Here is a 14,623-nt window from a genome sequence, read left to right as displayed (position 1 = left end):
TTTTTTTCTTAGAAAGTCATATATTTTTTGATTAAAACCCATTTTAAACTTAATATAATTATATTTTTACTAAAAATAGTTATTGTTTTGTGTCTATCGAAAATGTGATTCTAAAAAAAATAAAAGCTACTAACAAACCTCTTTTATTCAGAGATTTCATGAATATGGCTTTATATTATCCTGAATTGGGTTACTACTCTGGGTTTAAAGAAAAAATATCTTCAAATGGGGATTTTATTACGGTGACCTCTCAAACATCTCTATTTGCGCGTACTTTTGCGAGGCAGTTTGCACTAGTGATTTTGGAGTTGGGTAGAGATTCTAATGTTATAGAATTTGGAGCGGGTAGTGGTAAGTTTGCTGTTGATTGTATGCATGAACTTAATAGCTTAGGTAGCTTACCTGACAAATATATAATAGTTGAACTAAGTAATGATCTAAAATCTAGGCAACAAGAAAATGTAAGGAAGAATATTCCTGAGCTTTATGATAGGTTTGAGTGGTTGACAGAGCTTCCAAACTATAAGCTTAAGGCAGTGGTTTTTGCAAATGAAGTTTTAGATGCAATGCCGGTAGATATTTTTAGAGCAGAAAATAATCAATTTATACAGCAAGGTGTATACTGGACTGATAATAAGTTCAAACTCGTTGATATGGCTAGAAATGATAAGCTTTTTGAGTATGAGGCTAATAGAGTATTGCTTGATAATATCTGTTTTGAAGATGGGTACACTAGTGAGATAAATACTTGGATCCGTCCGTGGATTAAGTCTTTGTATGATATTTTAGGGAGCGGTATGATATTTTTGTGCGACTATGGTTATCATAGGAGTTTATACTATTCAAAAGAAAGAAGTATGGGGACTTTAGCTTGCTATCATCAACATAAGGTTAATTTTGATCCATTTGTTAATATTGGTGAGCAAGATATTACAGCACATGTTGATTTTACAACTGTTGTAGAGGCCGCAACAGAAGCTGGATTTCAATTAGATGGTTATATTACGCAAGCAAATTTTCTCAAAAAAGCTAGTATTGCCGATGTTTTTGATGATGTGTCTAAGAATCTTAAATCTAAAGATCAACTGAGATATACTAATGATATCAAAGAACTTCTGCTTAACGACAAGCTTGCTGAAGTGTTTAAAGTAATTGGCTTTTCTGTTGATTTTGACTACATATTAGATTCATTTGATAATGAGGATAATATTGATTATTTGCTATAGAGTTTCAGCCATAGAAATATTTAGTAAACTGATTTATATAAATTCATTTTAGTCTAACTAAGAAACAAAAAATATTTGAGCTATAACTTGAATTAGTTATGATTAAACTATCAACTGATTTGTTATATAGTTGATGTTATTTATAGATTGACTTATAATCGAGTGGTTAAGTTTTAATTTCGTTAATATTCGATTAATTCGGAGGATAAAGGATGTCGGATTTCACTAAAGATATTGATGTTTTAGAAACCCAAGAGTGGCTTGAGGCTTTTGAAGATGTCATTAAAAGAGAAGGTGCTGATAGAGCTAAGTTTTTATTTGAACAGTTGCTTAGTAAAGGTGCTGAACTTGGTATAGAGAATGCTTACTCAACAGCAAAAGTTAAAAGATATATAAATTCTATAGATGTTTCTGAACAGCCAAGTTATCCTGGTGATATGGAAATTGAGCAAAGAATCGAAGCCATAAATAGATGGAATTCAGCGGTAATAGTAGCATCAGCTAACAAAAGAGAAGGCTCTATTGGAGGTCATATTGGTACTGGTGCTGGTGCTATGACTCTATATGAAGTTGGCTTTAACCATTTCTGGAAAGCTCCAAATGAGAATCAAGCGGGTGATTTGATTTTCTACCAAGGACACCTTTCTCCAATCGTATATGCTCGTTCATACCTAGAGGGTAGAATAACAAAACAGCAATTAGAGAATTTTAGAAGACAAGCTTTTGATAGAGAAAATGCTGTTTCTTCTTATCCTCATCCGTATTTACAGCCTACATATTGGCAGTTCCCAACTGTATCTATGGGCTTAGGTCCACTTCAAGCTATCTATCAGGCTAGATTTATGAAGTATCTTCAAGCTAGAGGATTAGTTGAGACTTCTGATCGTCGTGTATGGGCATTCTGTGGTGATGGTGAGATGGATGAGCCGGAATCCATTGGTTCTATTACTAGGGCAGGTCGTGAAGGTTTAGATAACCTTATATTTGTAGTTAATTGTAATCTACAAAGGCTAGATGGCCTTGTAAACGGTAATGGTAATATTGTTGAAGAGTTGGCAGATGTATTTGCTGGTGCTGGCTGGAATGTTATCAAAGTTTTATGGAGTAGTGATTGGGATAGATTACTACAAGATCAAAAAGGCGGCAAAAAGCTTGCTCAAAGATTAAGTGAACTAAATGATGGTCAATTCCATACTATCAAAGCCCACGGTGGTGCTGAGTGTCGTAGAGTAGTATTTAGTGGTGATGAAGATCTTGAAGCGTTAGCTAAAGATATGACAGACGAAGATATCCAAGCATTACGTCGTGGTGGTCATGATCCAATCAAGATTTATGCTGCATATAAGAAGGCTATTGAGCAAGCAAATGGTAAACCAACACTTATCCTACCCATGACTGTTAAAGGTTATGGTTTAGGTGAGTGGGGTGAATCTAAGAATATTGCACACAACGTCAAAAAACTTGATACAGATGCTCTTGAGCATATCAAAAATAGATTTAATGTTCCTGCTACAAAAGAAGATATCGAAAATTATAAATTGGTTTCTTTACCTGAAGATTCTGCTGAGATGAAGTATCTTCATGCGAAAAGAGCAGCTTTAGGTGGCTATATTCCAGCAAGATTAGAGAATAAAGAGCTATTAGCTATTCCAACTTATCAAGAGTTTGCAAAAAACTTATTAGAAGATAGTGGTGATAGAGAGTTCTCTACTACTACAGCTTTTGTAAGAATACTATCTCACTTAGCAAAAGATAAGAAATTAGGTAAGCATATTGTACCAATCACGGTTGATGAATCGCGTACTTTTGGTATGGAAGGTCTATTCAGACAGTTAGGTATTTATAATCCTAAGGGTCAGCAGTATGTACCTGAAGATAAAGAACAAGTAATGTTCTACAAAGAAGCTAAAGATGGTCAGATTTTACAAGAAGGTATCAATGAGCAAGGCGGATTCTGTTCATGGATAGCTGCTGCTACATCTTATAGTGTGCATAAAGTGCCGATGATTCCTTTCATGATTTACTACTCTATGTTCGGTTTCCAAAGATTTGGTGATCTTGCATGGGCTGCGGGTGACTCTATGGCAAAAGGTTTTGTAATCGGTGGTACTTCTGGTCGTACAACTTTAAATGGTGAAGGTCTACAGCACGAAGATGGTCATAGCCATATTCAAGCTGGTCTAATTCCTAACTGTATTTCTTATGATCCTACTTATGCTTATGAGTTAGCTGTAATTCTTGGCGAAGGTATGAATAGAATGTATGTTAAAGGTGAGCATGTATATTACTATATCACTGTAATGAACGAGAATTATTCTCATAGAGCTATGCCAGAGGGTTGTGAAGAAGGTATTATCAAAGGTCTATATAAGCTTGAAGATACTAAACCAGCTGACAAACATGTGCAATTATTAGGTTCAGGTTCTATACTAAGAGAAGTTGAGGCTGCTGCTAAGATGCTAAAAGATGAGTATGGTATTACTTCAAATGTTTGGAGTATGACTTCTGCTAATGAGCTTCATAGAGAAGCTAAAAAAGTAGCAAGAGAAAATATGCTTCATCCAGATGCTGAGAGAAAAGAAAGCTACATAGAAAAATGCTTGAAGAATGAGCAAGGCCCTGTGATTGCTTCTACTGATTACATTAAACTCTATACAGATCAACTAAGAGAGTTTATTCCGCATACTTATGTTAACTTAGGTACTGATGGTTTTGGTAGATCTGATACTCGTGAAGCTCTAAGAAGTTTCTTTGAGGTTGATAGATATCACGTAGTTGTAGCATCATTATATGCTTTACATTTAGATGGTAAAGTCAAGGCTAGCGAAGTTAAAGATGCGATTAAGAAATATAATATAGACCCAGAGCGTGTAGCTCCGCTATATTGCTAATCGGTGAGGAGATATTAATGTCTATAGAGATAGTTAAAGTTCCTGATATTGGGGATTATGATAGTGTAGATGTGATCGAAGTTAATGTTGCTGAAGGTGATGTTATCGCTGAAGAAGATTCTTTGATTACATTAGAAACAGATAAAGCTAGTATGGAAGTACCATCTCCTGTTGCTGGAAAAGTTGTTGAGATTATCACAAAGGTTGGTGATAAAGTTTCGCAAGGTAGCTTGATATTAAAAGTTGAGACTGGAGCAAGTGCTTCAGTAGCTACACAAGCGCCAGCACAGCAAGTTGCACCTGCACAGTCAGCTACTGAAGAAGTTGTAGATGTCAAAGTTCCGGATATTGGTGATTATGATAGTGTTGATGTTATCGAAGTATCAGTGGCTGTCGGTGATACAATTGCTGAAGAAGATTCTTTGATTACGTTAGAAACTGATAAGGCTAGTATGGAGGTTCCATCTCCTGTAGCTGGCGAAGTTGTTGAGATTATCACAAAGGTTGGTGATAAAGTTTCGCAAGGTAGCTTAATTCTTAAGGTCAAGACAAAGGGCACAGCTCCTATAGCAGCACCTAGTCAGCCAGCAAAGCAAGAAGCTCCTAAGCAAGAAGCTCAACCAGCAGTATCTGCTTTAGCGACTCAAACTAATGTTAATGAATATGCCGTAGATAATTCAAAAGCTCATGCTTCTCCAGCTGTTAGAAAGCTAGCTAGAATTTTAAATGTTGATTTAAGAAAAGTTAAAGCTACAGGTCGTAAAGGACGTGTAACAAAAGAAGATTGTTATAACTACATCAAGCACGCTGTAACACAAGTTCAGACTGGTAAAGTCGCTGCTAGTGGTAGTGGTTTAGATCTTCTAGATGATCTAGTGGTAGACTTCGCTAAGTTTGGTGAGATTGAAACTCAACCATTGACTCGTATCAACAAAATTAGTGCAAAAAATCTACATAGAAACTGGGTTAAAATTCCACATGTTACTTTCTATGATGATGCAGATGTTACTGATCTTGAAGAGTTTAGAAAGTCTAAAAAAGCATTTTCTGAGAAAACTGGAGTTAAGATTACGCCGTTATCATTCTTGGTCAAAGCTGCAGCTGTAGCACTTCAAGAGTTCCCGAGAATGAATAGTTCGCTATCAAATGATGGTGAAAACTTGATATTGAAGAAATACTACAATATTGGCTTTGCTGCTGATACTCCAGCTGGGCTAATGGTTCCAGTTATCAAGGATGCTGACAAAAAAGGTATTATTGAAATATCAAAAGATATTCTGGAATTAGCTGGTAAAGCGCGTGATGGTAAATTAAGTGCCAAAGATATGACTGGGGCTACATTTACTATCTCTAGTATAGGTGTGCTTGGGACTACAGCATTTACACCAATTATTAATATGCCAGAAGTAGCGATTATGGGTGTATCTAAGACTGCTGTTAAACCAGTGTGGAATGGTAAAGAATTTGAACCTAGAACTATGCTACCTCTATCTATGTCAGCAGATCACAGAGTAATTGATGGTGCATTAGCTGCTAAGTTCTTAACTAGATATTGTCAGATTTTATCTGATTTACGTGAAATCATAATGTAAACACGGAGTTTTAAAATGAGTGGTATTAAAACGCAAGTTGTAGTTTTAGGTAGTGGCCCTGGGGGCTATAGTGCGGCTTTTAGAGCAGCTGACTTGGGATTAGAAGTAGTTTTGGTTGAGAGATATGCTGAAATTGGTGGTGTATGTCTGAATGTTGGTTGTATTCCATCTAAGGCTATGCTTCATATTGCTAAAGTTATCAATGAAGCGCGTCATCTAGAATCTCTAGGCATCATCGAGATGGGTGGTCTTAAAATCAACAGAGAAAACCTTTTAAAGTATAAAGATGGCGTGATTGGTAAGCTTACTAGCGGTCTAAAAGGCATGGCTCAGATGAGAAAAGTAAAAATCGTGCAAGGTTATGGTAAATTTACTTCTGATAAAGAGCTTGCTGTAGAAGCTGCTGATGGTAAAGTTACTAAGATTACTTTTGATAACTGTATTATTGCAGCGGGATCAAGTGTAATTAATTTACCATTTGTACCTAAAGATGACAGAATCATTGACTCTACTGGTGCTCTAGAGATGAAGGAAATCCCAGAGACTATGCTAGTAGTAGGTGGTGGTATCATTGGTCTTGAGATGGCTCAGGTATATTCTGAATTAGGTACTAAGATTACTGTTGTTGAATTTGCTGATCAGCTTATGAATGGTGTTGACAAAGATTTAGTCAAAGCATACCAAAAAGTAAATAGCCGTTATGGTGTTCGCTTAAAAACAGGTGTAACAGCTATGGAAGCTAAAGAAGATGGTATTTATGTAACTATGGAAGGCGATCATCCTACTAAGAATGAAAGATTCGATAGAGTACTTATGGCTATCGGTCGTAAGCCAAATGGTAAGCTAATTGATGCAGAAAAAGCTGGTGTTAAAGTTGATGAAAGGGGCTTTATCCCTGTAGATAAACAACTTCGTACAAATGTACCACATATCTTCGCAATTGGAGATATCGTTGGTCAGCCTATGCTTGCTCACAAAGCTGTACCAGAGGGAAGAACAGCTGCTGAAGTTATTTCTGGTCTGAACCATAGTTTTGATCCGTTAGTGATTCCTTCAGTTGCTTATACTGATCCTGAAGTTGCTTGGGTTGGTGAGACAGAGACTTCTGCAAAAGCAAAAGGTATCAAGTATGAGAAGGGTGTATTCCCATGGGCTGCTAGTGGTAGATCTCTAAGTATCGATAGATCAGAAGGTATGACGAAGGTTCTATTTGATGAGAATCATAAGATTATCGGTGCTTCTATCGTTGGTACTAATGCTGGAGAGCTTATCTCAGAAGCTGCTCTAGCAATCGAGATGGGATGTGATGCTGAAGATATCGCTCTTACGGTACATCCTCATCCAACTTTATCTGAGAGCTTGATGATGGCTACAGAAGTGTTTGAAGGTACTGCGACAGACTTGCCTCCTCAAAAGAAGAAAAAATAATTAAAATTTATATTTCTAGCTAATTTTTATAAAAAATATTCACTTTTCCATCTCATTTTATAAATCTATTTGTAACTGAAATGTTATTAGTATATTTTCATTAGTAATATATGGTTATCAAAAGTAAATATGACGAGTATAAATAAAGAAAAATTATCAGCACCATTCTGGGTTGTGTGGATTATAGAATTTTGGGAACGCTTTGGCTATGGTGGTGTTTTTGCTATCTTGGTAGCTTTTTTATCGGATGGATTAGGCTTTTCTGAAGAGAAATCTACAATTATTTTTACATCGTATGGAGCTTTTTCTTATGGTTTATTAATTATTGGTGGATTTGTCGGAGATAGGTTACTTAGTCCTCGTAAGACTATTATTGTTGGAGCTATTGTGCTTGCTCTTTCTTATGCGGGTTTGGTGTTTGCAACTGCAAGTTCGATATATTTTTGTCTAGCTGGTCTAATTGTTGGTAACGCGTTATTTAAAGCTAATCCAACCTCACTAATCTCTAAGATGTTTGATAGAGGTAGTTAGATGATTAATGTAGCAATGACATTGTATTACTTTGCGATTAATGTTGGTGCTATTTTAGCGATGTTAATAGTGCCAGTACTGTCTAAGGTGTATGATAGTTATTCGTTGGGCTTTATGATTTGTTCACTAGGTGTGATTATAGGTTTGGCTAATTTCTTAATCTTTTATACAATTGTCAGAAAAGTACCAAGTCCGGTTGATAACAAGCCTTCAAGCAAAAAATATATTCCTCTGGTATTTATATTTGCGGCTATTTTTACATATATTCTTGGCTTAATTATCTCAAATAATTTGGTAAGCTCAATCATTGCTTATTCGGTAGTAGTGTTAGGTTTTATATATTTTATTTTCATTGCGTTTGCTCAAGATTCAAAGATTGCAAGAAACAAGATGCTTGTAGCATTAGTATTGATAATCCAAGCAGTGGTATTTTTCTCATTATATTTTCAGATGCTAACATCGATAGCATTATTTGTTAAGCATAATGTTGATAGGACACTATTTGGATTTGAGATCCCATATTCTTCTTATGTGTTATTAAATCCATTATTTATTTCATTACTGACACCATTGTTGATGTATCTTTTTAAGAAATGCTCAAGTACACATGCTACTAAATTTACTATTGGAATGTTTTTGTGTTCTTTGGCATTTTTTACATTGTATGAGAGTAAGATTAGCGCTGTAGCAGGATTTACATCATCGTGGTGGCTAGTCCTATCGTATGCACTTCAGTCAGCATCAGAGATTTGTATAGCTGCTATTGGTTTAGCAATGATTACTCAGTTATTTCCAATTAGTATTTCAGGCACCGCTACTGGTGTTTGGTTTTTAGCATCAATGCTAGGCGGTAAAATTGCTGGAATACTAGGTAGTATGACTGTAGATAGCAATGATAGCGCAAGAACAGTTTTATAGAGCTTAGATATTTACACCAATAATTTTATGATAATAGGTGTCGTGGTATTTATTTGCGCTATGTAGATGCTGATTTTAGTACCTAAGCTTAATAAGGTTATCAAGTCATAGGCGCTTTTGTTAGATATCTGCTTAATGCTTTGATAATATATCGTTTTAGTGATCTGAATTATATATCAAATGAGTTATCAAGTTGATTTAGGCTATAAAGGAAAATGTGAGTAATAAATATAATAGGTTAGATTACTAATAGCTACTTATTCATATTATTTGTAAAATTTGTTTTATTAGATAGATGAAATACAAGTTTACTCTAGGAGGAAGTAATGAATTGGTCAGATGTTTTAGCTGATGAAAAGCAAAAGGACTATTTTAAGGCTATATTGGAGTTTCTTGCGAGTGAAACAAAGTCTGGTAAGATTATATTTCCAAATAAAGCAGATATTTTTAATGCTTTTAAGTATACTGAGTTTGATAATCTAAAAGTAGTAATTCTAGGGCAAGATCCCTATCATAATTATAACCAAGCACACGGTCTTGCTTTTTCTGTACAACCAGGAGTTGAGGTTCCTCCATCACTGCGTAATATTTACAAAGAATTAGAGCGAAGTATCTCGGAATTTAAAGCTCCTAATCATGGTTGTCTCACATCTTGGGCTCAACAAGGTGTGTTTCTCCTAAATACAACTCTTACTGTAGAGGCTCATAAGGCTAATTCACACAAAGATATTGGATGGGATATTTTTACAGACACTGTAATACAAAGGATATCTGATAATAAAACAAATGTTGTGTTTATGCTATGGGGTTCACATGCTCGCAAGAAAAAAAATCTTATTGATGCGACTAAACACTTAATTCTGGAGTCATCACACCCATCACCATTATCTGTATATAGAGGGTTTGATGGGTGTGATTACTTCGTGAAAGCTAATCAATATTTGACTTCAAAAAGTCTCGATGTTATAGATTGGAGATTGTAAGAATTTATGTTGAGATTGGAATTAATCAACTATTGCAGTTGTTGATAGTGTACTGCCATCTTCTAAGATCAACATTACAGGTATCTTTTCACCTTTTGTAATTTTTTGTTTCAGATCAATTAGCATAACATGTAGTTCTTGGTATGAAATGTCAACACTGTTGTGAGGATATATTTCAATGGTTTTTGATTTGTTTCATTACATGCTTATCACCAATTGTTACGAAGTGATGAAGTTGTGTTTGTTTGTCTATAGGTGAATAAGCTGCAATTATATCTATAGTTTTATCACCACTATTTTTGATATGCATTTTTATGGCAGTATTGTTGCTATTAGTCTCTTTTACTTCTGTGTGAGTTATGCTTAGCTCACTAGATTCTATATTACATTGATTTTTTGTATTTTGCGTATTACTAAAGCCAAAAAATGCAATCGCTAAAATCGTAGTTATGCTTAAAATAATTTTTTCATATTTAATTATCCTTGTTTGTTGATAGATAGTTAAGCGCTCTTTCAATTATATACTCTGGTACTTGTTCATGCTCAGAGAAATGGATTTGATCCAGTTTTATTGCGTTGGTCTTCATTATATACACCGATGGAGTATGACCTATTTTCAACTCTTTTGCTAGATTGTTATATGCAGAGTTAATATTTTCCAAATTTTGTAGGTACGTGCTTATATATTTTTTATCAAATCCATTCTTAGATAAAGTTTCAGATATTGTTGTTTTGTCTTGGCTATTAGTTAGTATATAAATAGTAATATCTTTATTGCTGTTATGAACTTCAGATAAAATTTTATAGTTTTTCAAGCAATTAGTCGATTGAAAATCACAGAATTGTATTATCGTATCTTCAGAGTTTAATTTGCCAATAACTGGTAACTTTGAAATTTGACTCGATAAATCATGAAAGTTATGAAAAGCTAGGTGTTTATTATACTGTGTGAAGGCATGCATATCACAATGTTTTTGTCTGTTATTTTTAAAGCTATTTTATCAATATCTGTATTACCTGATTTAACATTAGTTAAAAGGTTTGTTTTATTATTAAATAATCTAAATACAAGCTTATCTCCAACTTTTAATGATGGGATGTCGTAGATAACGTTGCTAGATTTATTCATTGCTGCTATATGTGCGAAATCGTAATGCTCAGGTTCTGGCTGTTGACCTTCCTCATGCTTGAAAGTGATATCCCTTACTTTGGCACTTTCTTGGCTGTTGATATAGATTATATTTTCATTGTTGTGTTGAGGCTCTATTTTATTTTTTGAGTTTAATTTACCTGCTTGAACAATGTCTGAAGAGCTGTTAATTTCTTCAGCAAGATCATATTGCCAGTCATTTTTGTTTTCTTCTGTAATTTCAATAGATTTTGAAACACTCTTACCATCTATGTTTGCTGAAAATAGTACTTTGTCACCAACATTTAAAACATACATTGTCATCTCTAAATATTTATTCCAATTTATTTCAACTGGTTGAGAATTTATGATGTCAATGTCGCTACAGCTGTAGAATGCTTCTGCTGAGTCACTTCTTTGCCAGATGCTGTATATTACATGAGGACCATTAGATACAGTGTTTGGTATTTCACACTTGAAACTTTCTATTTTTCCATCAATACCGGTTTGCATAGGTGAATTACCATCTGCACTAGGCTCGTATGTGCACAGATGAATAAGGTTCGCTTTTGTAACCTCTTGACCTGGTTTCCAGCTCTTATCTGTAATATATAGAGCTAAATATCCCTTACCAAACCCAAGATCATAAGCTGTTTTATATGGTGCTGTTACAGTATATTTCATATCCTTTTGATCTTAGATATTTATTTTCGTTACATGAGCTTGCCAATCAATAGATGCATCATCTAGGATGCTATATTTTGAGTTTGCACCGCTACATACTCCTGAGCTAGAAGCTGCTGCTGCATGACTTCCTAATATATTGGTTGTTTGAGGATTTTTTAATCGAGCATTAGCGTCACCTTGAGCAACTCCAGACCAATCTGTCCATACTGCTTGTGCTCCTGCTGCGGAAATTGCTTTACATACTGGATCATTTCCTCCTTCCCATGATGTGGAATTCATGTAGTACATCTGTCTACTTTCCGGATATGAAAGAGCACTATGTGCGAATGTTAGGGTTGGTATAGCACTTAGAGTTAAAGCACTAATTAATAATTTTTTTCATACGAGATTTCCCCTTAGAATATGACCATTTAAGTATTTATAATTTTTTCAGAACTATTATATATTGGAACTAAAATAGTTTATTTGTTAGATATTAATAGCCCTTATCAAAATTGATAAGTATTAGTTAATAACTATTTCTTTTGTGAAGGTTATTGTATTGTTGGTTTTTGAGTAAGGCTCTAAAGAGTGCTTTTTAGTGTAGGTTATGTTAAAATGCTGGCTATATGTTTTATCTTTGTTATAAGCGATAAGTAATGTCTATACCTACTAAAGAATCATCATCTATAAATATAGAAAAAGAACTGAAGCAATCTTACCTTGATTATGCTATGAGTGTAATTATTGGTCGTGCCTTGCCAGATGTAAGGGATGGTTTGAAGCCTGTTCACCGTCGTGTACTTTTTGCAATGAACGAGTTGTCTAATTATTATAATAGGCCATATAAAAAGTCTGCAAGGGTCGTCGGTGATGTGATCGGTAAATACCATCCTCATGGTGACACAGCAGTGTATGATACTATTGTTAGGATGGCTCAGCCATTTTCATTACGCTATACACTAGTTGATGGTCAGGGTAACTTTGGTTCTGTTGATGGTGACTCCCCAGCTGCGATGCGTTATACAGAGATTAGGATGCAAAAGCTTACTCATGAGCTTTTGATAGACATTGACAAAGAAACTGTAGATTTTTCACCAAACTATGACAATACTGAGCTTGTCCCGGATGTATTACCAACTAGAGTTCCAAATCTTTTGATAAATGGTTCTTCAGGTATTGCTGTTGGTATGGCGACAAATATTCCACCACATAATATGACAGAAGTTATCAATGGGACTATGGCCCTTATTGATAACTCACAACTTACGATAGAAGACTTAATTCAATATATTCCAGCCCCTGATTTTCCTACAGGATCTTATATAAATGGTACGGATGGTATTTTAGAGGCCTACAAAACAGGTCGTGGTCGTGTGATTATGCGTGCCAAGGCTGATATCCATGAAGATGAAGCTTCTGGCAAGTCTCAGATTGTGATTACAGAAATACCGTATCAAGTAAATAAAGCTAAGCTCGTTGAAAAAATTGCAGAGCTTGTAAAAGACAAGAAGGTAACTAGTATATCTGAGCTTAGAGATGAGTCTGATAAGGATGGTATTCGTGTTGTAATCGACCTTAAGAGAGATGAGTCTCCAGAAGTTGTTTTAAATACTCTTTATGCGCAAACTCAGCTTCAGTGTAGTTTTGGTATAAATATGGTTGCTCTTAGTGATAATAGACCTAAGTTACTGAATCTTAAAGAAATATTAGAACAATTTATTAAACACAGAAAAGAAGTTGTTACAAGAAGAACAATTTTTGAGTTAAGAAAGTCAAAAGAGCGAGCACATATTTTAGAAGGCTTGTTGCTTTCACTGGCAAATATCGATGAAATGATTGAGCTTATTAAGGCTTCTCCAAGTCCTGCTGATGCAAAAGAATCAATGCTTGCTAGATCATGGAATGGCTCTATGGTTAAGAGTATGTTAGAAGGTGTAGATGTTAAAATGTATCGTAAAGAAACATTAGCATCTCATTATGGTATTCAAGTAGATAGTTCTTATAATCTTACAGAAGAGCAGGCTGAGGCAATACTTGCTTTAAGATTGCACAGATTAACAGGTTTAGAGCAAGATAAAATTACTAACGAATTTAAAGAACTTATTGAAAGAATTAAATATCTAATAGGTATCTTAAGTGATGTAAATGAGCTAATTCGTGTTGTAAAAGAAGAGCTTGTTGAGATTAGAGGTAATTATGGAGATGAGAGAAAGTCTGAGATTATTGTGTCAAGATTAGATCTTACAAGAGAGGATCTAATTACAGAAGAGGATATGGTTGTGACTCTGTCAATGGATGGTTATGTCAAAACTCAGCCACTTAGCATGTATAATGCTCAAAAACGAGGTGGTGTTGGTAAGTCTGCAACTAAGACTAAAGAAGAAGATAGTATCTTTAAGCTAATGCTTGCTTCAACTCATGACACAATGCTTTGTTTCTCTAGCTTGGGTCGAGTGTACTGGTCGAAAGTATACGATTTCCCTGTGGCAAGTAGAATTTCTAAAGGTCGACCTATCAATAATATTTTACCACTTGATAAGAATGAAAGAATAACCGCTTTAATGCCAATTTCTGAATTTACGGAAGGCTGGTATGTGTTTATGTCAACTAAGCTTGGCAGGGTTAAAAAAGTTGATTTATCAGAGTTTGCTAGACCTCGTTCTACAGGTAAGATAGCTATAGGTTTAAATGATGGAGATGAGTTGTCATATGTAGCTCTTACTGATAGCAATAAGCAGATTATGATGTTCTCGGATGCTGGTAAAGCTATTCGTTTTGATGAATCAGATGTAAGAGCCATGGGGCGCTCAGCAGCTGGTGTTACAGGCATGCGTTTACACGATAATCAAAAAATAGTCTCTGTAATTGTGACAAATCCAGATGAAGGAGTTGTTTTGGCTGCGACTGAGAATGGGTATGGCAAGCGTACTGCAGTATCAGAATATCGTAAAACTAAAAGAGCTAGTCAAGGTGTAATCGCTATATCAACCTCTGAAAGAAATGGTAAAGTTGTTGTTGCGGTTCTTGTCGATAACGATGAAGACATCGTGATGATTACGGATAATGGAACATTAGTTAGAACATCATCCGATCAAGTTAGAGAATGTGGACGTTCTGCTCAGGGAGTTAGACTTATTAATTTAAGAAATAATGAAAAACTCATTAGCTTAAAGGTAGTTAAGCAAGAAGATGAAGAAACACATGATGATCAGGAGTTAGAGTCCTCTGAAGCGACAGAGCAGAGTGAATAAGTTAT

The 14,623-nt window shown here is 35.0% G+C and carries 11 protein-coding genes and 1 pseudogene; 8 read left to right on the top strand and 4 right to left on the bottom strand.

Annotation, left to right across the window (positions count from 1 at the left end):
• Positions 1 to 89: 89 nt before the first annotated feature.
• The 7 genes from FNO12_RS07865 to ung all read left to right on the top strand — a co-directional run bounded on the left by FNO12_RS07865 (position 90) and on the right by ung (position 9,569).
• Complete coding sequence (locus tag FNO12_RS07865) at positions 90 to 1,226, top strand: class I SAM-dependent methyltransferase (RefSeq protein ID WP_014714758.1); 1,137 nt, start codon at positions 90 to 92, stop codon at positions 1,224 to 1,226.
• Positions 1,227 to 1,438: 212 nt separating this feature from the next.
• Complete coding sequence (gene aceE, locus FNO12_RS07860) at positions 1,439 to 4,117, top strand: pyruvate dehydrogenase (acetyl-transferring), homodimeric type (protein ID WP_014714759.1); 2,679 nt, start codon at positions 1,439 to 1,441, stop codon at positions 4,115 to 4,117.
• A gap of 17 nt (positions 4,118 to 4,134) precedes the next feature.
• On the top strand, positions 4,135 to 5,709 hold the full coding sequence (gene aceF / locus FNO12_RS07855; protein ID WP_014714760.1) for a pyruvate dehydrogenase complex dihydrolipoyllysine-residue acetyltransferase: 1,575 nt from the start codon (positions 4,135 to 4,137) through the stop codon (positions 5,707 to 5,709).
• 15 nt (positions 5,710 to 5,724) lie between these two features.
• Positions 5,725 to 7,137 carry a dihydrolipoyl dehydrogenase gene (gene lpdA, locus FNO12_RS07850; protein WP_014714761.1) on the top strand — a complete coding sequence of 471 codons (1,413 nt, stop codon included), beginning with the start codon at positions 5,725 to 5,727 and terminating at the stop codon, positions 7,135 to 7,137.
• A gap of 129 nt (positions 7,138 to 7,266) precedes the next feature.
• A complete protein-coding gene (locus FNO12_RS07845; protein ID WP_014714762.1) occupies positions 7,267 to 7,668 on the top strand; it encodes an MFS transporter in 402 nt (133 codons plus the stop codon).
• On the top strand, positions 7,669 to 8,586 hold the full coding sequence (locus tag FNO12_RS07840; RefSeq protein WP_014714763.1) for an oligopeptide:H+ symporter: 918 nt from the start codon (positions 7,669 to 7,671) through the stop codon (positions 8,584 to 8,586). It abuts the gene before it with no gap.
• Between the two features lie 326 nt (positions 8,587 to 8,912).
• The gene (gene ung / locus FNO12_RS07835) at positions 8,913 to 9,569 is read left to right on the top strand and encodes a uracil-DNA glycosylase (protein ID WP_014714764.1); all 657 of its coding nucleotides are present in this window, start codon (positions 8,913 to 8,915) and stop codon (positions 9,567 to 9,569) included.
• A gap of 21 nt (positions 9,570 to 9,590) precedes the next feature.
• On the opposite strand, the gene FNO12_RS11075 is transcribed toward ung, so the two are convergent.
• The 4 genes and pseudogenes from FNO12_RS11075 to FNO12_RS11065 form a co-directional block, all read right to left on the bottom strand.
• Positions 9,591 to 9,695, bottom strand: a complete 105-nt coding sequence (locus tag FNO12_RS11075) for a copper chaperone PCu(A)C (RefSeq protein WP_231138715.1) — start codon at positions 9,693 to 9,695, stop codon at positions 9,591 to 9,593.
• Between the two features lie 49 nt (positions 9,696 to 9,744).
• Positions 9,745 to 10,086: a copper chaperone PCu(A)C gene (locus FNO12_RS07830; protein WP_014714765.1), complete on the bottom strand. Its 342-nt coding sequence runs from the start codon at positions 10,084 to 10,086 to the stop codon at positions 9,745 to 9,747.
• 411 nt (positions 10,087 to 10,497) lie between these two features.
• Complete coding sequence (locus tag FNO12_RS11070) at positions 10,498 to 11,016, bottom strand: hypothetical protein (protein ID WP_231138741.1); 519 nt, start codon at positions 11,014 to 11,016, stop codon at positions 10,498 to 10,500.
• Between the two features lie 117 nt (positions 11,017 to 11,133).
• A pseudogene (locus tag FNO12_RS11065) lies at positions 11,134 to 11,664 on the bottom strand (lytic polysaccharide monooxygenase); the annotation flags it as partial.
• Between the two features lie 359 nt (positions 11,665 to 12,023).
• Here FNO12_RS11065 and gyrA point away from each other — a divergent pair.
• On the top strand, positions 12,024 to 14,618 hold the full coding sequence (gyrA, locus tag FNO12_RS07810) for a DNA gyrase subunit A (protein ID WP_030005748.1): 2,595 nt from the start codon (positions 12,024 to 12,026) through the stop codon (positions 14,616 to 14,618).
• Positions 14,619 to 14,623 lie beyond the last annotated feature (5 nt).

Source organism: Francisella orientalis FNO12 (assembly GCF_001042525.2).
In the GTDB taxonomy this organism is placed as follows: Bacteria; Pseudomonadota; Gammaproteobacteria; order Francisellales; family Francisellaceae; genus Francisella; species Francisella orientalis.
Note: the sequence above shows the minus strand (reverse complement) of the source record. Positions and strands in the feature narration are given on the sequence as shown.